Origin of the sequence: Streptomyces mutabilis (assembly GCF_046628145.1) — a bacterium.
Lineage (GTDB): Bacteria > Actinomycetota > Actinomycetes > Streptomycetales > Streptomycetaceae > Streptomyces > Streptomyces mutabilis.
In genome coordinates, this window is sequence record NZ_CP176874.1 from 2,480,203 (window position 1) to 2,502,606 (window position 22,404).

General features: G+C 72.6%; 18 protein-coding genes. 9 read left to right on the forward strand and 9 right to left on the reverse strand.

Annotated features, from left to right (window positions below; translation table 11 throughout):
- Positions 1–67 precede the first annotated feature (67 nt).
- Positions 68–1,747, forward strand: coding sequence for a pyridoxal phosphate-dependent aminotransferase (locus ACLIN4_RS11090; RefSeq protein ID WP_411575725.1), 1,680 nt, complete (start codon positions 68–70; stop codon positions 1,745–1,747).
- Between the two features lie 17 nt (positions 1,748–1,764).
- On the opposite strand, the gene ACLIN4_RS11095 is transcribed toward ACLIN4_RS11090, so the two are convergent.
- Positions 1,765–2,733: an arabinan endo-1,5-alpha-L-arabinosidase gene (locus ACLIN4_RS11095; RefSeq protein ID WP_411575726.1), complete on the reverse strand. Its 969-nt coding sequence runs from the start codon at positions 2,731–2,733 to the stop codon at positions 1,765–1,767.
- A 309-nt stretch (positions 2,734–3,042) separates the two neighbouring features.
- Between ACLIN4_RS11095 and ACLIN4_RS11100 the strand changes: the two genes are divergently transcribed.
- Positions 3,043–4,605, forward strand: coding sequence for a substrate-binding domain-containing protein (locus ACLIN4_RS11100; RefSeq protein ID WP_107479541.1), 1,563 nt, complete (start codon positions 3,043–3,045; stop codon positions 4,603–4,605).
- Positions 4,606–4,686: 81 nt separating this feature from the next.
- Here ACLIN4_RS11100 and ACLIN4_RS11105 read toward each other — a convergent pair whose 3' ends face one another.
- Positions 4,687–5,340 carry a DUF4360 domain-containing protein gene (locus tag ACLIN4_RS11105; RefSeq protein WP_411575727.1) on the reverse strand — a complete coding sequence of 218 codons (654 nt, stop codon included), beginning with the start codon at positions 5,338–5,340 and terminating at the stop codon, positions 4,687–4,689.
- A gap of 233 nt (positions 5,341–5,573) precedes the next feature.
- Here ACLIN4_RS11105 and ACLIN4_RS11110 point away from each other — a divergent pair, with 233 nt between their 5' ends.
- Complete coding sequence (locus tag ACLIN4_RS11110) at positions 5,574–8,321, forward strand: beta-galactosidase (RefSeq protein WP_307652878.1); 2,748 nt, start codon at positions 5,574–5,576, stop codon at positions 8,319–8,321.
- A 97-nt stretch (positions 8,322–8,418) separates the two neighbouring features.
- Here the strand turns inward: ACLIN4_RS11110 and ACLIN4_RS11115 are convergent, their stop codons facing one another.
- From ACLIN4_RS11115 to ACLIN4_RS11135, 5 genes are read right to left on the reverse strand one after another with little or no spacing between them, the layout of a single operon-like run.
- Positions 8,419–9,924, reverse strand: coding sequence for an alpha-N-arabinofuranosidase (locus ACLIN4_RS11115; RefSeq protein ID WP_100046967.1), 1,506 nt, complete (start codon positions 9,922–9,924; stop codon positions 8,419–8,421).
- A gap of 47 nt (positions 9,925–9,971) precedes the next feature.
- Positions 9,972–10,901 carry an arabinan endo-1,5-alpha-L-arabinosidase gene (locus tag ACLIN4_RS11120; protein WP_290013544.1) on the reverse strand — a complete coding sequence of 310 codons (930 nt, stop codon included), beginning with the start codon at positions 10,899–10,901 and terminating at the stop codon, positions 9,972–9,974.
- A 41-nt stretch (positions 10,902–10,942) separates the two neighbouring features.
- Entirely contained in the window at positions 10,943–11,806 is an 864-nt protein-coding gene (locus tag ACLIN4_RS11125) for a carbohydrate ABC transporter permease (RefSeq protein WP_100046966.1), read from the reverse strand.
- A complete protein-coding gene (locus ACLIN4_RS11130; RefSeq protein ID WP_289903413.1) occupies positions 11,803–12,744 on the reverse strand; it encodes a carbohydrate ABC transporter permease in 942 nt (313 codons plus the stop codon). Before ACLIN4_RS11130 ends, ACLIN4_RS11125 begins: the two co-directional genes overlap by 4 nt.
- Complete coding sequence (locus tag ACLIN4_RS11135; RefSeq protein ID WP_411575728.1) at positions 12,741–14,099, reverse strand: extracellular solute-binding protein; 1,359 nt, start codon at positions 14,097–14,099, stop codon at positions 12,741–12,743. Before ACLIN4_RS11135 ends, ACLIN4_RS11130 begins: the two co-directional genes overlap by 4 nt.
- A gap of 194 nt (positions 14,100–14,293) precedes the next feature.
- Between ACLIN4_RS11135 and ACLIN4_RS11140 the strand changes: the two genes are divergently transcribed.
- From ACLIN4_RS11140 to ACLIN4_RS11160, 5 genes are all read left to right on the forward strand, one after another.
- Positions 14,294–15,526 carry an MAB_1171c family putative transporter gene (locus ACLIN4_RS11140; RefSeq protein ID WP_107479416.1) on the forward strand — a complete coding sequence of 411 codons (1,233 nt, stop codon included), beginning with the start codon at positions 14,294–14,296 and terminating at the stop codon, positions 15,524–15,526.
- Between the two features lie 91 nt (positions 15,527–15,617).
- The gene (locus ACLIN4_RS11145; RefSeq protein WP_269955760.1) at positions 15,618–16,148 is read left to right on the forward strand and encodes a toxin; all 531 of its coding nucleotides are present in this window, start codon (positions 15,618–15,620) and stop codon (positions 16,146–16,148) included.
- Positions 16,145–17,329, forward strand: a complete 1,185-nt coding sequence (locus ACLIN4_RS11150; RefSeq protein WP_381940368.1) for an MAB_1171c family putative transporter — start codon at positions 16,145–16,147, stop codon at positions 17,327–17,329. The genes ACLIN4_RS11145 and ACLIN4_RS11150 overlap by 4 nt, the downstream gene beginning before the upstream one ends.
- Before the next feature lie 31 nt (positions 17,330–17,360).
- A complete protein-coding gene (locus ACLIN4_RS11155; RefSeq protein ID WP_107480518.1) occupies positions 17,361–18,575 on the forward strand; it encodes an MAB_1171c family putative transporter in 1,215 nt (404 codons plus the stop codon).
- Positions 18,565–19,971 (forward strand): NAD(P)/FAD-dependent oxidoreductase, encoded by a 1,407-nt coding sequence (locus ACLIN4_RS11160; protein WP_307652874.1) that lies wholly within the window; start codon positions 18,565–18,567, stop codon positions 19,969–19,971. Before ACLIN4_RS11155 ends, ACLIN4_RS11160 begins: the two co-directional genes overlap by 11 nt.
- A gap of 68 nt (positions 19,972–20,039) precedes the next feature.
- On the opposite strand, the gene ACLIN4_RS11165 is transcribed toward ACLIN4_RS11160, so the two are convergent.
- Positions 20,040–20,903, reverse strand: a complete 864-nt coding sequence (locus ACLIN4_RS11165) for an SMP-30/gluconolactonase/LRE family protein (RefSeq protein WP_382086364.1) — start codon at positions 20,901–20,903, stop codon at positions 20,040–20,042.
- Positions 20,900–21,673, reverse strand: coding sequence for an IclR family transcriptional regulator (locus ACLIN4_RS11170; RefSeq protein ID WP_107479580.1), 774 nt, complete (start codon positions 21,671–21,673; stop codon positions 20,900–20,902). The genes ACLIN4_RS11165 and ACLIN4_RS11170 overlap by 4 nt, the downstream gene beginning before the upstream one ends.
- Positions 21,674–21,809: 136 nt before the next feature.
- On the opposite strand from ACLIN4_RS11170, the gene ACLIN4_RS11175 reads away from it, so the two are divergent.
- On the forward strand, positions 21,810–22,403 hold the full coding sequence (locus tag ACLIN4_RS11175) for a hypothetical protein (RefSeq protein ID WP_107479581.1): 594 nt from the start codon (positions 21,810–21,812) through the stop codon (positions 22,401–22,403).
- Position 22,404: the final 1 nt, after the last annotated feature.

Consider the following 22,404-nt stretch of genomic DNA (forward strand, 5'->3'; position numbering starts at 1 on the left):
GACGCTCCTCCGTATGTAAGGGCGGCCCGCGCTCCCCCGCGCGGGCCGCCCACCGACGGAGGTCCACTTGTCCGGCAACGTCACCTCGTTGTTCCGCAGCACCGCGGCGCACAGCCCGTCGATGGCGGCGCTGACGCGGGAGAGCGACGGCGGGGCGGGCCCGGTGGACTTCTGCATCCCCTGCAACCCGTACTTCCCCACTCCGGCCATGTTCGACGAGATGGCCGGCCGGCTGCGCGACATCATCACGTACTACCCGAGCGGCGCCGACACCATCACCGCCGAGCTGTGCGGCCTGCTCCAACTGCCCCCGCAGTGCGTGGCGATGGGCAACGGGTCCACCGAGCTGATCACCTGGATCGACCACCTGCTGGTCCGCGAGTCCCTCGCCGTGCCCGTCCCCACCTTCGGCCGCTGGACCGACCAGCCGATGGAGACCGGCAAGCGGGTCGACATGTTCCCGCTCCAGGAGGCCGGCGGCTTCGCCCTCGACCTCGCGCGGTACGCCGAGTTCGTCCGGGCCCGGGGGACGCGGGCGGTGGTGATCTGCAACCCCAACAACCCCGACGGCGGTTACCTGCACAAGCAGGCGCTGGTGCAGTTCATGGACGCGATGGCCGACCGGGACCTCGTCGTGATCGACGAGTCCTTCCTGGAGTTCGCCGACGCGGAAGCGGAACCCAGCGTCGTGCAGGAGGCGATGCTGCGCCCCAACGTCGTCGTCCTGCGCAGCCTCGGCAAGAACTTCGGCCTGCACGGCATCCGCTTCGGCTACCTGGTCGCCAACCCGGTCCTGGCGGGCCGGGTGCGCGCCATGCTGCCGAAGTGGAACCTCAACTCCTTCGCGGAGCACGTGGTGTTCATGCTGCGCGACCACGGGCCGGAGTACGCGCGGAGTCTGCACCAGGTGCGCCGCGACCGCCTGGAGATGGCCAGTCAGCTGTCCGCGCTTCCCGGTCTGACCGTCTATCCCTCCCAGGGCAACTTCCTCTTCGTGCGCCTCCCCGTGGGCGCCGAGGGCACCGTCGTCCGGGACCGGATGCTCACCGAGCACCGGGTCCTGGTCCGTGAATGCGGCAACAAGATCGGTTCGTCCAGCCGCTTCCTGCGTCTCGTGGTGCGCCCCCAGGTGGACGTGCGTCGCCTGGTGTCCGGCCTGGAACAGGTGCTCTACGGGTCCAGGAGGGGAGCCGCCGTGCCCGAGCCCGCTACCGGGACCAGCTACAGCTCGGGCACGGCGGCGGTGGACCGCCTGGTGAGCGAGACCAACGGGGCCGGGATGCGGGCGCTCGCCGCTCAGCCCGCCGGCCCTCCGGGGCTCGCCGCCGCTCCCGCCGCCGGCACCGGCATGCCGCTCCCCGCCGCGGTGCCCGTCGCCCCCGCGGCGGCCACCGTCGGCCCGATGCCGGTGCCGGCACCTCAGCAGGTGCCGCGACCGGCGCCGGTCCCCCAGCCGGCGCCGTACCCCGGGCCGGTGCCGGCCCCCCACCCGGCACCGGTCCACCAGCCCGCGCCCGCCCCGGTCCCGCAGCCCGCCCCGGGGCCGTATCCGGCGCCCGCCCCGGCCGCGGCTGCCGCCGCCCCGTACTCCGTGCCCGCCGGCCCCACCCCGCTCGGTGTCCCGGCCCGCGGTGGCCTCACGGCCGCCCAGGTCCGGGGCACCGACGGCCTGGAGTCGGTCCCGGCGGCGGGCCGGCCGGCCTCGCAAGGCCGGCCGGACCCGGCGGGCATGGGCCGCACGGGCTGACCGCGCCGCCCCTGCGCTCAGTAGGCGACGGGCCAGCCGCTGCTCCAGTCCAGGAGGTTGAGGCCGAGCTTGGGCGCGCCGTTGTCGTTGGCGTCGTAGTAGTGGTAGACGAGCAGGTCACCGTCGACGTCGTTCATGATCGACTGCCCGCCGGGGCCGATGACGCTGCCGTGCGACTCGAGCACGGGGGTACCGCCGTTGTTCATCATCGAGACCCCGTTGCGGTCGTAGTACGGCCCGGTGACGCTGGTCGCCCGGCCCACCTTGATCTTGTACGTGGAGCTGGTGCCGGCGCAGCAGGTGTCGTACGAGGCGAAGAGGTAGTAGTACCCGTTCCGCTTGACGATGTACGGCGCCTCGACGGCCTTGGTGCCGGACGGCCGGGAGGCGAGGGAGCGCCGGGCGGTGTCGGAGGCGAGCTGCTTGCCGGTGGACGGGTCGACCCGGATCATCTTGATGCCGGTCCACCAGCTGCCGAAGGACAGCCACCACTTGCCGTCGTCGTCGACGAAGAGGTTGGGGTCGATGGCGTTGTAGTCGCTGGACGTGTTCGACGTGTAGACGACGCCGTGGTCGGCCCAGCTGCCCGGCAGTCCGGTGGTGGAGACGGCCAGCCCGATGGCGGAGGTGTTCTCGCCGAACTTCGAGACCGAGTAGTACATCAGGTACCTGCCGCCGTGGTACGAGATGTCGGGCGCCCAGGCCTCTCTCACGCTGGAGTAGTTCCCCCACCAGCTCGGCCGCGTGGGGAACGCGTCCGCTCCGGCGGCGAAGGCGGTGCGGTCGCTGGAGGTCTTGCTGGTGATGCCGTCGTCCGTGGCGTAGAGCAGGTACTGGCCGGAGGACGTGCGGATCATGGTCGGGTCGTGGGTGACGACGGATCCGGTCACCACACCCGGACCGGGGTAGGCCGACGCCGTGGTGGGGACGAGCACGAGCAGGGCGGCGGCGGGGAGGGCGAGGAGGGCGGTTCGTCTGCGACTCATGTGGGGGACGCTCCTGTTCCGATTGCTGTACGGACTTGGTCTGCTTCCTGTACGGAAGTGCTCTGCTCCTGCAGGAAGTTGTTCTGGATTTCGAACAGCGATCGCTTTTTCGAACGGGAACGTAGAGTCGAACCCCGTGCGCGTCAACAGCTCGCGCAGCAACGGCAACCAACGTCCGGAAAACTCCCCGTGTCACAGGTGACACACCGGTGAATTCCTGACGGATGGTCAGCACAGGGACTCGCCGGGCGAGTCACGCCCGTACACCATGGCCTCTCCAGCCAAGTGCGACGCCGGGGGGAGTCGGTCATGAGCGGTGTCCCGTGGGAGTCGGTGATCGCCGTGCTGGGCCTCGCCGTGCCCGTGATCGCCGCCCTGTGGGAGTTCGCCATGGCGGGCCGCAAGCGGCTCGGCTACCGCGTCCAGATGGACACCGCCGTCCAGGACTCGTCCACCTCCGGCCCCGAGCCCCGGGTGTTCCAGCCGATGCAGTGGGACGGCAGGCCGCTGACCGACCCGTCGGTCGTACTCCTGCGCATCGAGAACGTGGGCTGGTCACCGATCGTCGACACCGACTACGTGGCACCCCCTGCGGACCCGGTGGGCGTGAGCATCGCCTTCCCGGGCCGCCGCGTGGTGGGCATGGCCGTGACCGAGCGCAGCGACAACGTGCCGCGCAGCTTCTTCGTGCCGGACCGGCCGGGGTTCGCCACCACGGACGGCGTGATCAGTCTGCCCAAGGTGATACTCAACCGCAGGGCCCACTACAAGGTCGTGGCGGTCCTGGAACGCGAGCCGGACTTCAGGGAACCGGAGTTCCCGCGCCCCGTGGTCACCGCGGGCGTCGTCGGCGGGGTGCGCGACGGGACCATCAAGAAGACCGAGTACTTCCCCTTCGCCTCCCGGCCGGTCCGCTGGCTCCTCGCCCTCCTCGTGCTGGTGAGCGTCGCCCAGTCCGTGTCCACCTTCGCCCGCGGCGAGGACGCGGTCGCGGCCCCGCTGGACTGCGCCGAGGGGACTCTGCACCTGTCGGGTTCCACGGCCTTCAAGCCCGTGCTGGAGCAGGCCGCCGCGCAGTACACCAAGACCTGCCCGGGCGCCCGGATACCGCTGACCGGCAACTCCCTGGAGGGCAGTGTCCCGGGCCTGGACGCCCTCGCCGCGGCGGGCGGCAAGGCAGAGCTCGGCGAGGACGGGGGCCTGGGCGACCGGCTCGCCTTCAGTGACGGCCCCAAGTCCGACGGCCGCCCGCAACTGCTGCCCAGACCGGTCGCCCTGTCGCTGTTCACCCTGGTCGTCAGTGAGGACACCGGAGTCCGCGACCTGTCCCTGAAGCAGGTGCGGGACATCTACGCGGGGAAGATCACCAACTGGGAGCAGGTGAAGGGCGAGGACCTGCCGATCCAGTTGGTCAGCCGTCACCCGGGCTCCGGCACCCGCACCGCCCTGGAGAAGCGTGTGCTGGACGGCCGGCCCCTGCCCGCGGTCACCACGAACGACTGCCGGAGCCTGGACACCGGCGGCCCCGGCCGCTGCGAGGTCGGCGGCACACCGGAACTGCTGGACGCCGTCGCCTCGACCCGCGGCGCCCTCGGTCACAGCGAGGTCGGCTCCGCGGTCGCCCGCGACGACGTGCGCCAGGTCCGCATCGACGGCTACCCGGCGACGCTGGAGGGCGCCGACCAGGGTGCGTACCCCTTCTGGGAGACCGAGATCGCCTACACGTACGGCGAGCCGCCGGCGGACTCGATCGCCGCGGGCTTCCTGCGCTACCTCGCCAACGAGGTCGGCAAGGACATCATCCGCTCCAAGGGCCACCGCCCGTGCGCCGAACTGGACAAGCCGCTGGTGTGCCGGCCGAGCGGGTCGTGACCGCGTCCGGCGGCCGGGTCACGCGCGCCCGGTTCCACGACCGGCCTCGGCGGGAGCCGGGAGCCACCCGTCAGCGGGCGGTCAGGACTCGGGGCACTCCTTCCACGCCAGGTGGTACACCGTGCTGATGTCCCCGTCCGTCGAGTCCATCGTCATGAAGCTCACCTCGGCAGGGCCGGAGGTCCCCGCGCTCACCCGCAGCTCCGTGTTGATGTTGAAGTTGCGCTGGACTCCGCAGGGCGCCCAGACCAGCTGGGCCCAGTCGGTGCTGTCGGTGGCCTGCCAGTTGTCGTTGAGGGGGCCCTCGAAGGGGTGGGTGCGGTACTCCGTGTTCGGGGAGCCCTGGAAGTAGTACGAGGCCCGCTGGGTGCCCTTCGCGCCGTCCTGGAGGGCGGCGAAGCCGCGGTAGTCCGCGCCGGCCACGGCGTAGGTGAAGCCCTGCGGGACGTGGACGAGCAGGTTGAGCTGGCAGTTCTTGCGGAAGGCCGTGGGCGGCGAGTCGCCGCCGGCCTGGGCGAGGTAGTCGCTGTAGGTCACGGTGAAGGCGGTGTTGTCCTCCGAGACGGCGACCGCCGCCGTGCCCTGCGGGCAGCCGGAGCCGTTCACCGTGGCGACCTTGATGACGATCTTGTCCGGCGGCGGGTCCTCGAACCCGCCGGAGGGCTGGTGCTGCGCGGGCAGCACGGAGGTGAGGAGCGCGGCGATCGTGCCGCTCAGGAGCAGGCCGGTGGCCATGGGTCTCCCATCCCGGTCGGTGGGGGGTGGACGCGGCCGACGAAGGCCGGCCGGGGGTGGTTGAATGCACTGCACACATGTTGTGCACATGTCATTCACGATGCGGTCGCATCGTATGTTCGGCCGCCGGACGCGCACAGGTCACACTTTGGCCATTTACCGCAGCGCCGCTCCGGTTGTGCAGAATGGCCCGGCAGCGAAGCACCGGAAGCACGGCAACAGGAGAGGCTCCCTTGGAGCTCAGCAGGCTCAGCAGACGAGCGTTCAGCACCCTCGCGGGCACCACCGTCCTCGGTCTCGCGCTCGGCGGCAGCGTGAGCAGCCAGGCACTGCCCCGCTCCGGCGCCCGCGGCCCCGTGCCCACCGGCCCGCCGCCCGGCCCGCCCGGCGCCGACGGGCAGCGCCACCACGTCACGCTGGACCGGTACTCCCTGCTGGTCGACGGCAGGCGCCTGGCCCTGTGGTCCGGCGAGATGCACCCCTTCCGGCTGCCGAGCCCGTCCCTGTGGCGGGACGTCCTGCAGAAGATGCGGGCGTACGGCTACAACGCGGTCAGCGCCCGCCTCGCCTGGAACCTGCACTCCCCCGCGCCGGGCGAGTACGACTTCACCGGCGTCCGCGACCTGGACCTGTTCCTGCGCACGGCCGCCGAGACCCGGATGTACGTCGTCCTGGACCCCGGCCCGTACATCGGCGCGGACGTGGACGCCGGCGGCCTGCCCGGCTGGCTGACGGCCACCGGGGCCGACGCCCGGACCGCCGACCCCGCTTATCTGCGCCACGCCGACGAGTGGCTGAGCCGCGTCAACGCGGTCGCCGCCCGGCACCAGTACACCCGCGGCACCGGCACCCTCCTGCTCTACCGCCTCGACGCCCCGCACCGCGCCCAGCGGGCCCACCTGCGCGAGAAGGTCCGCGCCGACGGGATCGACGTACCCTTCCTGCCCGCCGACGGCCCCGTCGCCCGCGGCGAGGCCGAACGGACCCGGGACGCCGCCGAGGCACGGCGGGTGCACCTCGCGCACCTCGCGGACGGGGTCACGCTGCACCAGGTGCACACCGCGTTCGGCGGCACCTCCTGGGGCTGGCTGCCCGCGCCGTCCGCGCCCGACCCGACCTACGACCCCACCGCCGGGATCGACGAGGCACGCCGGCCCACGGACCGGACGGCCCCGCTCCACCAGCTCGGGCAGCTCCTGCGCAACGTGCCCGACTTCACCCGGCTGGACGAGGCCGCCGGGGTCAGGGCCGCCGACGCCCGCCTGCGGGTGCGGCACCTCGTCAACCGGGACACCGGCACCCACGCGTACGTGGTGCGCAACGACTCCGCCGCCGACGTCACCTCGAAACTGCCGATGGGCGGGACCGACGTGGAGGTCACCGTCCCCGGCCGGGACGCCAAGCTGTTCGCCACCGGGCTGCACCTGGGCGCGGGCCGGAAACTGGCGTACTCCACCCTGCAGCCCATGCTCTCCATGAGCGTGGGCAAACTGGACATCGCCGCCTTCGTGGGCCGGGCCGGGGAGATGGCGCACCTGGTGCTGGACTGCCCGCACGAGCCCTGGCCGACCCGGCTGGACAAGGAAGCCGCCTGGGCGTACGACCGCGGGAAGCTGCACGTCACGGTGGAGCTCGCCGAGGACCGGCTGACCCGGCTCCGGATCCGCAGCGGCAAGACCGACCGCACCATGATCCTGCTCCTCGCCGACGACGCCGCCTCCCTGCGGCTGTGGCCGTACGAGACCCCGTCGGGCCGGGTGCTCGTACACGGCCCGGCGCTGCTGCGCGACGCCGCCCTGGACGGTCACACGATCCGGCTCACCGGCGACACCGTCGAGGAGTGCGGGCTGGAGGTGTGGGCGCCGCCCGGCATCACGGACGTCACCTGGAACGGCAGCCGGTTGAACACGTCGCTCGGCCGGGCCCACAGCCTGTACGCCACCCGGTCCCTGCCCGGCGTGCCCGAACTGGTCCTGCCCGCGCTGGACGGCTGGCGGCGCCGCGCCGAGAACCCCGAGTCCCGGCCCGGTTACGACGACTCCGGGTGGACGGCCGCCGACCGCAAGACGTCCTTCAGCACGACCCCCGTGCCCGACGGGCAGCCCGTCCTCTTCGCCGACGACTACGGCTTCCACTACGGCGACGTCTGGTACCGGGGCCGGCTCACCGGCGCCGCGGGCCTGGAGTCGGTCTCCCTGTCCTGCGGCACGGGCGCGCGAGGTCTCGTGATGGCCTGGCTGGACGGGGAGCCGCTGGGCACGCACCGCGTGGACGACGAGGGCGACGGGCGGGGCACATGGACCGCCACGGCCCGTTTCCGGCTGCCGGACGGCCTGCGGGAGGCGCGGCGGAGGCGGCCCGACGCGGGTGACTCGTCCGTGCTGTCGGTACTGGTCCGGGGCGCCCGGCACGACCAGGACGACTACAGGGCGGCCCGGGGTCTGATCTCGGCCGCCTTCGAGGGGGCCGCGCCGAAGGTGCGGTGGCGCATCCAGGGGGCGGCCGCACCCGACCCCGTGCGCGGGCCGCTCAACAACGGCGGCCTGTACGGGGAGCGCCACGGCTGGCACCTGCCCGGGTACGACGACGCCGGCTGGGAGCCCGTGCCCTCCCCCGGCGGCGACCGGCGCCAGGGCGTGGTCTGGTACCGGACGACGTTCCGGCTGGACGTCCCGCCGGACGTCGACGCCTCCGTCGGGCTGGTTTTGGACGGCGATCCGGGCCGCTTCCAGCGCGCCCAGCTCTTCCTGAACGGCTGGAACATGGGCGAGCACGCCGCCGACCGCACGGGCGCACCGCGGACCTTCGTGCTGCCCAACGGCATCCTGCGCACCCGCGCCGCCGCCAACACCCTGGCCCTCGCCGTGCTGGCCGACGGCGAGGCGCCGTCGGGACCGGGGACGGTACGGCTGGAGCTGCTGGGCGGCGCGGCCGGAGGAGTGCCGGTGGAACCGGTCGCCTCCCCCGGCCGGCGCCGCTGACCCGGGCGGGCCCGGAGGCCGTGGTGCGGCTCGTGCCGCGGACCCGGGGCCTGACCGGCCCCGTCTCTTCCCTGCGGCCTGATCCGGACGACGGTCCCTAGCGCAGCCGGATCACGTTCCAGGACAGCGGCTCCAGGGCGGCGGTCAGCCTGCCGTCGCTCAGGGCCGTGCCGTCCACCGCGTGCGGGACGACCCGCTCGGGCTCGGCGAGCGTGTTGCGGGCGTCGGGGTCGGCGTCCGCGAGGGCGCTGTGCTCGACGACCTCGCTCAGGTCGAGGCCGCTGAGGGCGACGTCCAGCGGCAGCGACTCGGTGCGGGACCGGTTGACGGCGAAGACGGTGACCGAGCCGTCCTCGGCGCGCACCGCGGTGGCGTGCAGCAGGTCGGCCTCGCCGTACTTCTTCGTCTCGTACGTCGGCGAGTCCACCCGGACGTCGAGGACCTCGCCGCGGCCGTACTTCGAGGCCTGGGCGAACGGGAAGAACGTGGTCTGGCGCCAGGCCGGGCCGCCCGGCTCGGTCATGATCGGGGCGATGACGTTGACGAGCTGGGCGAGGCAGGCGACGGTGACGCGGTCGGCGTGCCTGAGCAGGGCGATGAGGAGCGAGCCGAAGACGACCGCGTCGGTGACGCTGTAGTTGTCCTCCAGCAGGCGGGGGGCCTCGGGCCAGTCGAGGGCGCTCACCTCCGCCTGCGTCTTGGCCATGTACCAGACGTTCCACTCGTCGAAGGACAGGTTGATCTTCTTCTTGGACTTGAGGCGGGCGCCGACGTGGTCGCAGGTGGCGACGACGTTCTCGATGAACGACTCCATGTCCACGGCGGAGGCGAGGAAGGAGTCGACGTCGCCGTCGTGCGGCTCGTAGTAGGCGTGCAGGGAGATGTGGTCGACCAGGTCGTAGGTCTCCTGGAGGACGGTCGCCTCCCATGCGGCGAAGGTCTCCATGGACTGGCCGGAGGAGCCGCAGGCGACCAGTTCGAGGTCCGGGTCGATCTGCCGCATGGCGCGGGCGGTCTCGGCGGCGAGGCGGCCGTACTCCTCGGCGGTCTTGTGGCCGGTCTGCCAGGGGCCGTCCATCTCGTTGCCCAGGCACCAGAGCCTGATGCCGAAGGGGTCCTTGTCGCCGTGCTCGGCGCGCAGGTCGGACAGGGCGGTGCCGGAGGGGTGGTTGGCGTACTCCTGGAGTTCGAGGGCCTCGGCGACGCCGCGGGTGCCGAGGTTGACCGCCATCATCGGTTCGGCCTGCGGGCCGACCTTCTTGAGGAAGGCGATGTACTCGGACAGGCCGAAGCGGTTGGACTCCGTGGTGCGCCAGGCCAGGTCGAGGCGGCGGGGACGGTCCTCGACCGGGCCGACCGAGTCCTCCCACTTGTAGCCGGAGACGAAGTTGCCGCCGGGGTAGCGGATGGCGGTGACGCCGAGTTCCCGGACGAGGTCCAGCACGTCGGTCCGTATGCCGTCCTCGTCGGCGGCGGGGTGGCCGGGTTCGAAGATGCCGGTGTAGACGCAGCGGCCGAGGTGTTCCACGAAGGAACCGAAGAGGCGGGGGTTGACTTCGCCGACGGTGAAGGCGGGGTCGAGGGTGAAGCGGGCGGTTCGCATCTCTGCCTTTCGGGAGTTTCTGTGTCGTCCGGGGGTGGCTGTGCGGGTCACTGGCCTACTGCCGGCCAGCCGTCCTCGGTCCAGGTCAGGGCGTTCAGCCCGAGCTTGGGCGTGCCCTCGTCCTGCGCGTCGTAGTAGTGGTACGCCAGCCAGTCCCGGCCCCGGTCGCGGAAGACGGACTGGCCGCCCGTGCCGATGTAGCGGCCGTGGCCCTCCAGGAGGAGGTCGCCGCCGCCTTCCAGCATCGGGGTGCCGCTGCTGTCGACGTAGGGGCCCTTGATGTCCGTGGCCCTGCCGACCTTGATCTTGTAGGTGCTGTCCACGCCCGAGCAGCACGCGTCGTACGACGCGAAGAGGTAGTAGTGGCGGCCGTGCTTGACGATCTCCGGGCCCTCGACGGCGTACGGCTCGTCGGGGCGGGTGGCGAGGTGGTGGACCTCCGCGCCCGCGACGGCCTTGCCCGTGCGCCGGTCCAGCTCGACCATGCGGATGCCGCTCCAGTACGAGCCGAAGGACATCCACAGGCGGCCGTCGGCCTCGACGACCGCGGGGTCGATGGCGTTCCAGGTGTCCGTGGTCTCGGACGAGAAGACCTTGCCGTGGTCGGTCCAGGTGCCGGGCAGTCCCGTGCGGGAGGTGGCGACGCCGATCGCGGAGTGGTTGGTGCCCCAGGAGGAGACGGCGTAGTAGAGCCAGTAGCGGCCGGCGCGGTAGGAGAGGTCGGGGGCCCACGGGTCGCCGGTGTCGTTGTACTCGTACCACCAGGCCGGGGGCTCGGCGAAGGCGTTGCCCGCGTCGTCCCAGTGCCGGCCGTCCTCGGAGAGGCGGGCGCCGATGACGCCGCCGGTGGAGTAGGCGACGTAGCCGCCGCCCTTCAGGCGCAGGACGGTGGGGTCGTGGATGATCTGCTGGCCGGTGACGGGGCGCGGGTCGGGATAAGCCGCCCCGGCCTGGGCCGTGTTGGGCAGCAGGGCCATGAGGGCCGCCGTCGCCACGGCGGTGAGGGTTCTGCGCACGGTCACTGTCCCGCCAATCCCGTGTGGGCGACGCCCGCCACGATCTGCCGCTGGAAGAAGACGAAGACGATGATCAGGGGCAGGCCGGCCATGAGACCGCCGGCCATGAGTTGGGCCCACTGGATGCCGTAGGAGTTCATGACGGTCGCGATGCCGTTCGGCATCGTCATCAGGTCGGGGTTGTTGGTCACCATGTACGGCCACAGGAAGTTGTTCCAGGAGCTGATGAAGGTGAAGATGCCGACCGCCGCGAGCGAGGGGCGGGAGAGCGGCACGATGATGGTGAAGAAGACGCGCCAGCGGCCGGCGCCGTCGATGAAGGCGGCCTCCTCGAGTTCGCGCGGGATGCCCTGGAAGAACTTGTAGAGGATGTAGACCATCGCGGCGGGCGCGCACTGCGGCAGGATCATGCCCCAGTAGGTGTCGACCATCCCCATCTGCTGGACGGTCGTGAAGAGCGGGACGCCGAGCACGGCCGGGGAGATCATGAGGCCGGCCATCACCAGGGCCATCAGCACGCCCTTGCCGCGGAACTCGGTGCGGGCGAAGCCGTAACCGGCCAGCGCGCTCACCAGCAGCACGATCGCGGTCACGCAGACCGACACGACCAGGGAGTTGACGAACCAGTTGGTGATGTTGCCGGTCTCGAAGAGGGCCGTCCATGCCTGGCCCGTCCAGTTCTCGGGCAGCCAGTGCGTCGGCACCTCGACGGCCTCGGTCTCCGACTTGAGGGAGGTGAAGAGCGCCCAGGCGAGCGGGGCGAGGAACACCGCGGAGACGGCGGCGCCGAGGAGGGTGAGCACGATCTGGCTGGGCGACCAGGCCTTGCGGGGCTTGGTCCGCGTCGGTGCTGCGGCGGTGGTCATCGGCCGCCCTCCTCACGGTTGCGCAGCAGCCACATCCGCGCGAGGGCGACGGCCGCGATGAGCACGAAGAAGATGATGGAGATCGCGGAGGCGTAGCCCACGCGGTAGCTGGTGAAGCCCTGTTCGAGGGTGTACTGCACGAAGGTGCGGGTCGATTCCTCAGGTCCCGGGCCGAAGTCCTGCATGACGACGGCCTGGTCGAAGACCTGGAGCGAGGCGAGGATCTGGAGGGCGACGACGAGGCCGGTGATGTTGCGCAGCATCGGCAGCGTGATGTGGACCGTGCGGTGCCAGGCGTTCGCGCCGTCCAGCTTGGCGGCCTCGTAGAGGTGCAGCGGGATGCCCTGGAGGGCGGCGAGGTAGAGCAGGAAGCTGAAGCCGACCGTCCACCACAGGGTGGTGATGACGACCGCGAGCAGCGCGTACGACTTGTCGGTCAGCCACGGCGTCTCGAGGCCGAAGACGTGGTTGATCATGCCGGTGCCGGGGTTGAACAGCCACTGCCACAGGTTGGCGGCGACGGTGGACGGCAGCAGGAACGGCATGAAGAAGCACAGTCGCCACAGCCACTTGCCGCGCTCGATGTGGTGGGCGAGCATCGCGAGGAGGAAGGCCAGGACCGTGATGCAGGGCACCACGAGCAGCGTGAAGTACGCGCTGTGGCCGAACGCGTCCCACATCAGGGGGTCCTGGAGGGCCTCGCTGTAGTTGTCCAGGCCGATGAAGCTGGCGCCGTCGCCGGAGATGTTGGCGTCCGTGAAACTGAGGTACAGGCCGCGCAGCAGGGGCCAGACCACGAAGAGCGCGAACAGGGCGAGGAACGGGGCGACGAACCAGCCGCCGTGCTGGAAGCCCTGCCTGCGTCGGAGGGTGGCGCCGGCCGCGGCGGTCTTCGCGCGGGCCGGGCGGATGATCGATTCAGCGCTGGTCGTCGTCATGCGCCGGCACCTCCCTGTGCGGCGGTGCGGCCGTCCATCGGGTTCTTCGTGCCGAGCAGGTCGGTGAGCGCGCCCTTCATGCGGCGGGCGACGGCTTCCGGCTTCGCCGAGCCCATCGTCGAGGAGACGACGATCGGGCCGACGCGCTGGGCGAGGATGCCGGTGGACCCGGCGAACCACACCTTGGGCTCGGTGGCCTGGTGGTCCATGGCGCCGGCGTACTCGCTCTGCGGCTTCAGCTCCTTGTACGCGGCCGTGGACAGCGTCGGCGTGTAGGCGGGGATGTGTCCGCCGGCCGCCCACTGCTGGGCGTGCTTGACGACGTAGGCGGCCAGTCGGTGCGCGGCCTCGTTGGTGGCGCCGCCGCGGCCGGCCTGGTGCGGGAGCACGAAGGAGTGCGACTCGGCGTGGGTGGCCTGCCTGCCGAAGACGGGCGGCAGCGGGGTCGCGCCGTAGTCCAGCTTCGCGCCCGAGAAGACCGGCACCGACCAGTTGCCCTCCCAGGCGAAGGGCGCCCCGTTGACGAACTGTTCGGCACCCGCGCCGCCCCCGAAGCTCGGGTCGGCGTACCCGTCGGTGATGTGCCGGCGCAGGAACTCAAGGACCTGGGTGGCCTTGTCGGTGTCGAAGGTGACCTCGGTGTTGTCGTCGTTGAACCAGGTGCCGCCGAGCTGGGTGTAGAAGGCGACGAAGAACCACCACTGGAAGTTCTGGTCGTTGTGCCAGAAACCGATGGTCTGAAGGCCCTTCCCGGTGGCCTTCTTGGCCTCCTTCAGCACGTCGAACCACTCGTCGACGGAGGTGACCGGCACCATCCGGCCGTCGGCGCCGAGCAGGCCCGCCTTCTTCAGCACGTCCCTGCGGTAGAAGCAGAGCTGGACGTGGATGTCGAGGGGGAGGGCGTAGAGCTTGCCGTCGATGACGGCGCGCCGCCACAGCTCGGGGTTGAAGTCGGCTTCCTTGACGCCGTACTTGGCGAGCAGGCCGACGTCCCAGGGGTCCAGGAGGCGGCCCGGCGAGAAGCCGGTGACGCGGCCCAGGTGCATCACGCCGAGGTCCGGCGCGCGGTTGCCGGCGGCCGCCATGGCGAGCTTGGTGTAGAAGGGGCTGCCCCACTGGAGGGTGGAGTCCTTCACGTCGATGCCGGGGTTGTCCTTACGGAAGGCGTCCAGCATCGCGATCATGTTGTATCCGTCGCCGCCACTGAAGAGGTTCCAGTAGCGCACTCGGGTGTCCGCGTCGGAGGCCAGGGCGTCGGCGCCCGTACCGAGGGCCGCGAAGCCGAAGCTTCCCGCGACCGTCAGGCCCCCCGCCGCGGCCAGAAAGTGCCTGCGATTCAGGTCAGGTCGTCCCATGCCCTGCCCTATCTGCTCATGGATTGTTCGAGATATCGAATGTCGCTCGTAACTTCGAACGGGACCGTAAAGCGGTGAGCGCGGCACGTCAATGGTTCGGACAAGAACTCGATGCGGACGCGTCCGGCCGCGTAGGCTCGAACGGCCTTGGGAACGGACGCGGTTTCGGCGGCGAGGAACGAGCGGGGGAGGCCATGGAGTTCGCGGAGGCGGCCATGGGTCCGGCCTCGTTCCTCAGCGAGTTCTACACGTCCTTCTGGTGGATTCCGGCCGGCGTCCTGGCCGCCGCCCTGGCGATCAAACTGCCGACCATCGTCCGGCTCTGGAAGGACCCGCTGCTGCGCGCGGTCGGCGGTCTGCTGCTGCTCGCCTGCGCGGTGTTCGTGTTCGTCGCGCCCTCGACCATCGTGTGGGTCAACCGCGTCACCGGCGTACCGAACATCTCGGCACCCTGGGTGTACTCGCTGCTCACCGCGTTCTGCGCCTCCTGCCTGCTGCTGATCATCGCCTGGCGCGACGGGCTGTCCGAGCACTCCCCCTCGACCCGCCGGGCCACCCGGTGGGTCGTCTCCGCCTACGGCGGCGTGATCGTCCTGCTGTGGGTGCTGTTCGCCCTCGCCGACGTGCCCGTGGAACGCACCCGGGACCTGGACACCTACTACGCGAACACTCCGTTCATGCGCGAGTTGATCCTGCTGTACCTCCTCGCGCACACCACCGCCGTCCTCATCACGGCGCGGCTGATCTGGAACTGGATCCGCACCGGCGGATTCGACGCCTGGCTGCGCTGGGGACTGAAGTTCCTGGGCGTCGGCTACGCGCTGAACCTGGCCTTCGACGCCGCCAAGCTCACCGCCGTGGCCGCCCGCTGGAGCGGAGGCGACCTGGACCGGCTCAGCCTGGACGTGGCACCGGCGGCGGCCTGCCTGTCCGCGGTCTCGATCGCGGTCGGCTTCATCCTGCCGCACGCCGGCCAGTACCTGTACGAGCGCCGCCGCATCCGCCAGGCCCACCGGCGGCTCAGGCCCCTGTACCGGCTGATGCGGACCGTGCACGGCTCCGGGATCCCGTTCGTCCTGCGCGCCAGTCCCGAACTGCGCCTGACCCGCCGCGAGACCTTCATCCGCGACGTCCTGCTGCCGCTGGCCCGGCGCACCGACGAACGGCTGCGCGAGCGGTCCTACCTCGCCGCCCTCGGCCTGGGCTGCGCACCGGAGCGGGCCAGGGCGCTCGCCGCGGCCGTGGTGATCCTCGACGCGGTCGACGCCGGCCCCACGGACGACGCCGACGGCGGTGACGGCCCCGACACCACGGAACTGCTCCGCGAGATCGGGGCCGTCTCGCGCGCCCTGCGCCACCCCGACGTCATCCGCGAGGTCCGCGCCCGCGCCCTGGCACCCGGGGACAGTGCGGCGGTCACCGAGTGACCCCGCCGCGCGCGCAACTGGCCCGGACGGCACCTGTCTTGGCATATTGCACTGGTGACCGAGCCACACCCAGGGGAACAGGGAGACAGCGGTGCGTACCAGGAAGGAGATGCGTCGTCTCGCTGACGCCCTCATCGACCCCATCCGGGTGCCGGTCCCGGCCGACCCCGAGGTCCTGTTCGAGGCGCTGGTCGCCTCCGTCAGCGCGTGGCGGGGACGCGAGGTGGTCGTCCACCGCGCGGCGTTCCCCCCGCACACCGCGAGCGGGCTGTGGCTGGAGCGCGAGAGCCACGACGACGTGGTGGTGGACGAGCGCGCCGCCGTGTGGCACCAGATCGTGATCCTCTGCCACGAGGTGTGGCACATGAGCCGCCGGCAGGCGGAGACGGCGACGGGCGCGAGCGTCGGCGGACCCCGGCCGGTCGCCGCGCGCACCGACTTCTCGCTCGCCGAGGAGCAGGAGGCGGACCGCTTCGGCATGCTGATGGGCCGTCGGCTGCGCACCTGGCTGGAGGCGTCCACCGACTCGGTGTTCGCCGCGGAGGGCGGCGACCCCGACGACCCGAAGGACCTCGCCGGGCGCATCGGAGCCGCGCTCAACTACCGCGGGACGACCAGATGAACGGCGTGATCAACTACCTGAGCTGCGGCGTGCTGTGGCTCGGCCTGCTGGTCAAGGCCCCCGACCTGCTGCGGCACCGCCGCGATCCGTACCTGTGGGCCATCTGCGCGGTGCTGGGACTGGCCGGGCTCTGCTTCCTGCTCGGGGCGCCCCCGACGGTCGGCGCCGTCAACCGGCTCAGCGGGGTGCCGAACCTCGCGGCCCCGCTCACCTACGCGGCGCTCACCGGGTACTGCGCCGCCTCCCAGGTCCTCGTCGTCCACTGGCGCGGCGGGCCCCGGGTGCGCCGCACCGCCCGCCGCTGGATGCTCGCCTACGCCGCCGTACTGCTGGGCATCGCGGTCACCTTCGCCCTCGGCGAGGCGCCCGTGGAACGCCGGACCGACCTGGACACGTACTACGCGACGACCCCGTTCCTCGCCCAGATGATCGTGCTGTACCTGCTGGCGCACCTGACCGCGGTGACCGTCACCACGGTGTCCGCGCTGCGCTGGGCGCGCCGGGTGCGGGGCGCGCTGCGGGCGGGGCTGGTCCTGCTCGGCACCGGTGCGCTGTGCGGCGCCGGCTACAGCCTGGCCAAGCTGGTCGCGGTGGGCGCCCGCTGGACCGGGCGCGACTGGTCGGCGCTCGGCACCACCGTCTCCCCGGCCGCCGCGGGGCTCGGCGCGCTGCTGACGGTCGTCGGGGTGCTGGTCCCGCTGGTGGCGCCCCGGGCGGACGAGTGGCGGCGGGCCCGGCGGACGTACGCCCGGCTCGCGCCCCTGGAGCGCGCGCTGGAGGACCTGCTGACCCGTCGGGCGCTGCGGCTGCCCCGGCCCCGGTTCGCCTCGCCCACCACCCGGCTGGTGTGGCGCCAGACCAGCATCCACAACGCGCTGAGCCACCTCCAGGCGTACTTCGACGGTGACCTGTACGACCGGACCCGCGCCGTCGCGCTGGCGGCGACGGGCGACCCGGAGCGGGCCGACGCCGCCGCCTGGGCCGCGGTCATCGGCGCCGCGGTGCGGCACGAGGCCGACCCCGACGGCAAGGCCCCGCCGGCCGCCGGCGCCGGACGCCTCCCCGGCCGGGTGCCGGGCCCGGCCGCCCTCGTCCGGATCGCCGACGCGCTGGCCGCCGCCGCCCCGGTACCGCCGACGGCCGCCGTGCCGAGGGGTACGAGCACGGCGGAGGCCGCGTGATCCGGGCCCGGCGCGAGAGGAGCCGAACGGTATGAGCCTCGTCGTGTACCTCGCGGCCCTGGTGTTCGGGACGACGTCCGTGCTGCTGTTCCGCCGGCCGCGCACGGCCATGCGCAACCCGCTGACCCTGTCCACCTGCGCGGCGATCGTGCTGGGTGCCCTGGTCTTCGTGTGCGCCGCCCCGGCCACCCTCGCCACCGTCAACGACCTCACGGGCGTCCCCAACTTCGGCGCCCCGCTGACCTACGGCATGCTCTGCGCGTACAGCTGCGCCGTGCTCGTGCTGCTGATCAACTGGCGGGGCGGCCCGCGGGAGCGGGTACGGCGGCTGGTGCTGCGCAGCATGGCCGCCTACGGGCTGCTGGTGGTCGCGATCGTGGTGCTGTTCGCCCTGGCCGACGCGCGCACCGAGCGCCTGACCGACCTCGACACCTACTACGCCGGCACCCCGTTCATGCGGGAGATGATCCTGCTGTACCTGCTCGGGCACACCGCGGCGATGCTGGTGATGTGCGCGGTCTGCGTCAAGTGGGGCCGTGAGGTGGGCGGGCTGCTGCGGGCCGGGCTGCGGCTGATCCTGCTGGGGGCGCTGCTGGACGTATTGGGGTTCCAGCTGACCAAGTACACGGCGGTCGTGGCGCGTTGGTCGGGCCACGACCTCGACTTCCTGTCCACCACGGTGGCCCCGCCGATGGCCTCGCTGGCCGCGCTGCTGTGCTCGGCGGGGTTCCTGCTGCCGAGGCTGCTGCCTCCCGTGGTCGCGCACTGGCGGGGGCTGGGCGACTACCGGCGGCTGGAACCGCTGTGGACCCTGGTGAGGTCGGTGTCCACCGCCCCGAAGCCCCCGGCCGCCTGGTGGCAGCTTCCGCAGGCCCGGCTTCAGTGGCGCGAGGTGTCCATCCACGACGCCCTGCTCACGCTGGCCCCGTACTTCGACCACCGGGTCCGCGAGCGGGTGCGGGACACCGCCCTGCGCGCGGGCCGCTCACCCCACGAGGCCCGGCTGGCGGCGGAGGCGGCCATGCTCACCGACGCCGCGCGCCGGGCCGCCGCCCGTGAGGAACCGCCCGAGACCACCGGTTCGTACCGTCTGCACGCCACCGAGGTCTCGGGCCCGAGCGGGCTGGTGGAGCTGGCCCGTGCACTGCACCGCCCACCCGTCGGCGGTACCGCATCCGGTGGTGCGGTACCGCCTTCCACGACCACCCCACCCGTGGCTGAACCCGAGGAGCCCCATGTCGCGTAGAGCTGTCGTCGTCGGTGCCGGCCTGGCCGGAACGCTGGCCGCGGCCGTGCTGTCCACGGCCGACGTGGACGAGGTGATCGTGCTGGACCGCGACGAGCTGCCCGAAGGGCCGGAACACCGGCGCGGGCTGCCGCAGGGACGGCACGCGCACCTGCTGATGGCCGGCGGACTGGCCGCCATGGAGGAGCTGGTGCCGGGCGTGAGCCTGCGCAAACGGCTGCTGGCCGCCGGGGCCCACGAGATATCCCTCAGTTCGGGCATGCTGGCCCGCACCCCCGAGGGCTGGCTGCGGCGGTGGCGCCGCGAGGGGCCCGCCATGCTCACCTGCACCCGGGCGCTGCTGGACTGGACGGTACGGGAGGCGGTTCGGGAGCACTGCGCGGTCGAGATCCGCAAGGCGACGGTGCTCGGGCTGACGGGGTCGGCGGGGCGGGTGCGGGGGGTGCGGATCGCGTCGCCCGGCGGGGACACGGACCTCGACGCCGATCTGATCGTCGACGCGAGCGGGCGCGGCACGCGCGTCGTCACCTGGCTGGACGGACTCGGACTGCCCGGCGTCCGGGAGCAGGCCGTGGACTCGGGGCTGGTCAACGCCTCGCGCGTCTACCGGATGCCCGAGGGGGCCGAACGGTTCCCGCTGACGATCGTGCAGGCCAACCCGTACGTGGGCCGGCCGGCCCGGAGCGCGATGGTCATGCCGGTCGAGGGGGACCGCTGGCTGGTGAGCTGCGGCGGCTCGCGCGGCGGCGAACCGCCCGCCGACCCCGAGGGTTTCCTGCGGTACACGCTCGCGCTGCCGGACCCGATCGTGGGCCGGTTGATCTCCGGCGCGGAGCCGCTCACCGGCATCCATCTGAGCCGCTCCACCAGCAACGTGCGGCGGTACCTGGAGAAGGCGCCGCGTTGGCCGGAGGGCTTCGTGGTCCTCGGGGACGCGCTGGCCACGTTCAACCCGGCGTACGGGCAGGGCATGTCGGTGGCCGCGTTCGGCGCGCAGGTGCTCGGACGGGAGCTGGAGCGCGCCGGGAGCCTCGCCGCCCCCGGTCTGGCCCGGCGGGTGGTGCGGGGGGCGGCGCGCTCGGTGGACGCGGCGTGGTCCATGGCCGTCGGCCAGGACATCCTCTACCCCGGGGTGCGCGGCGGGCGGCGGCCGGGCGTCGCCGACCGCGCCGTGACGGCGTACACGCGGCGCATGATGAAGGCGGCCACGGGCTCGTACGCGGCGGCCTCGGCCATCTGGGACGTCACCAGCATGCGTACGCCCCCGACCCGCATGTTCCGCCCCGACGCCGTCCTGGCCGCCGTCGCCGGCTCCCCGCTCCCCCGGCTCACCGAGCCGCCGCTGACCCCGGGCGAACGCGAGGTCCTGCGGTCACTGGACCGCACGGGGCGGTGACGGGCCGCCGCGCACCGCTGCCGGCGTCTTGACCCGGGACCCCCGCCACCGCGCACCGGCTCCGGGTCTCAGCCGGCGAACGCCGGCTGGGCCACCCCCCGCCCCGCGCCCGGCACCACCAGCAGCGACCCCGCCAGCGGATGCGGGGCGTCGAGCCCCACCCGGGCGGTGGTGATGTACAGGTCGGTCAGGCCCGGGCCGCCGAACGCGCAGGCGGTCACCCGGGGCACCGGAAGCGCGATCACCCGGTCCAGCTCGCCGGACGGTGTGTAGCGGCGCACCGCGCCCCCGTCCCACAGGGCGACCCACACGCACCCCTCGGCGTCGACGCACAGCCCGTCCGGGAAACCGGCCCCCTCCTCGATCACGGCCAGCGGGCGGCGGCCCGTGATCCGGCCGTCGGGGGCGTCGGCGTCGAAGACGTCGATGCGGCGGGTCGGCGTGTCGACGTAGTACATCAGCCGCCCGTCGGGGCTCCAGCCGGTGCCGTTGCTGACCGTGACGTCGTCCAGCACCGTCGTCACCGTGCCGTCCCCGGCGATCCGGGACAGCGTGCCGCCGCCGGGTGCCTCGTCGTAGCGCATGGTGCCGGCCCACAGCGTGCCGTCGGGGGCGACGGCGGCGTCGTTGGCGCGTCGGCCGGGGACGACCTCCCGGTGCAGCCAGCGGAAGGTGCCGTCGGGATCGAGCAGGCCGACGCCGTCCCGCAGGTTGAGGACGAGCCCGCCGCCCGCGCGGGGCTTGACCGCGCCCACGTGCTGTTCGGTGCGGCGCACCGTGCGCCGGCCGGTCGCCGGGTCGTAGGTGTGGACGCGGGAGTTCAGGATGTCGATCCACAGGAGGCGGCCGGTCGCCGGGTCCCAGGTGGGTCCCTCGCCGAGCGCCGCCTCCGCCCGGACGGCCACCTCGTACGCCGTGCCGGTCGCCGTCATGACGCGCTCCGGTGGCCGAGGCGCTCGGACAGGTCGGCGGCGCCCTTGACGGCCAGTTCCTCCAGCTCGGCGCGGCGCTCCTCGCTCCAGCGGATCATGGGCACCGAGATCGACAGGGCCGCGACGACCCGGCCGGTGCGGTCGCGGACCGGGGCGGCCACGCAGGAGACGTCCGGGTTGGACTCGCGGTTCTCCACCGCGATGCCCCGCTCCCGGATGTCGGCCAGGGCCTCGCGCAGCGCGGCCGGTTCGGTGATGCTGTTCGGCGTCATCGCGGTCAGCTCGGTGCCGTCCGGGAAGCGGGCCGCCAGCTCCGGCTCGGGGAGGGAGGCCAGCAGCATCTTGCCGACGGACGTGCAGTGGGCGGGCAGCTTCCGCCCGGCCGCCGACACCATCCGCACCGCGTGCGTGGAGTCGACCTTGGCGATGTAGATGACGTCCGTGTCCTCGAGGATCGCCACGTGCACCGTCTCGTCGCAGGTCTCGGCGACGGACCGGGCGACCTGCTGCCCCTCGGCGGCGAGGTCGAGGTGCTCGGCGTAGCGGGCGCCGAGCTGGTACGGACGCACACCGAGCCGGTACCGTCCGGGCTGCCCTGCCACGGGGACGATGTACTTGCGGGCGGCGAGCGTGGTGACCAGCTCGTGCACGGTGGTGCGCGGCAGCTGGAGCCGGCGCACGATGTCGGGGGCGGAGAGCGTGCCGTCCCCGTCGAGGAAGAGCTCGAGTATGTCGAGAGCCCGGGTCACGGCTGGTACGAGGCGCCCCATGTCCGGCCCCCTCCCTAAGTTGTTCGAGATTTCAACAGGCGATCGGAATAACGAACACAGGCTACTCACATCGCGTTTGCCGGGGCAATGGGCCTGCGCCCGCGTGCTCGTCCGGCCCATGGGCCACGATGGACCCATGCCCACCGGAAAGCGACCCTCCGGCCCGTTCACCCCGCGCGACTTCCAGCTCGTACTGCTGCGCCGCATGGCCGACCACAACCCGGACCTGGTGGAGGACGCCCGCCGTGAGCTGGGTGTCTCGATCGCGGACATGAGGGAGGCCAACCGCCGCTGGCAGGCGATGCTCCGCGCCCCGCGCTCCCGCTCGGCGGCCTCCCGGTACCGCTCCGTCCTGGGCGAGCCCGAGTCGACGGCACCCCGCCGGATCGGCGACCTGGAGTGCGAGGCCCGGCAGTGGCGGCTCCCCCTCTGGCCGGACCTGCGCTTCGAGGTGCTCGTCGCCGACAGGGGCGTGGTCTGGAACGAGTGGCTGGTCCGCGCCCCGGGCGCCCCGGGACCGGAGCTGCGCACCCTGGACGACCTCACCCCCTGGTCCTGCACGGTCGACGAGGCGGCCCGCGCCTTCGCACCGGCCCGCCCGCTCCAGGGCTCGGCGCCGACCCGGTGGGGCCTGGCCTTCACCGCGCCGGACGCGCACGGTCGACGGCGCGAGGTCGTCGCCGAGTTCACCTGGGGGCTGCTCCAGCGGACGGCGGTCGGCGACCGCTAGC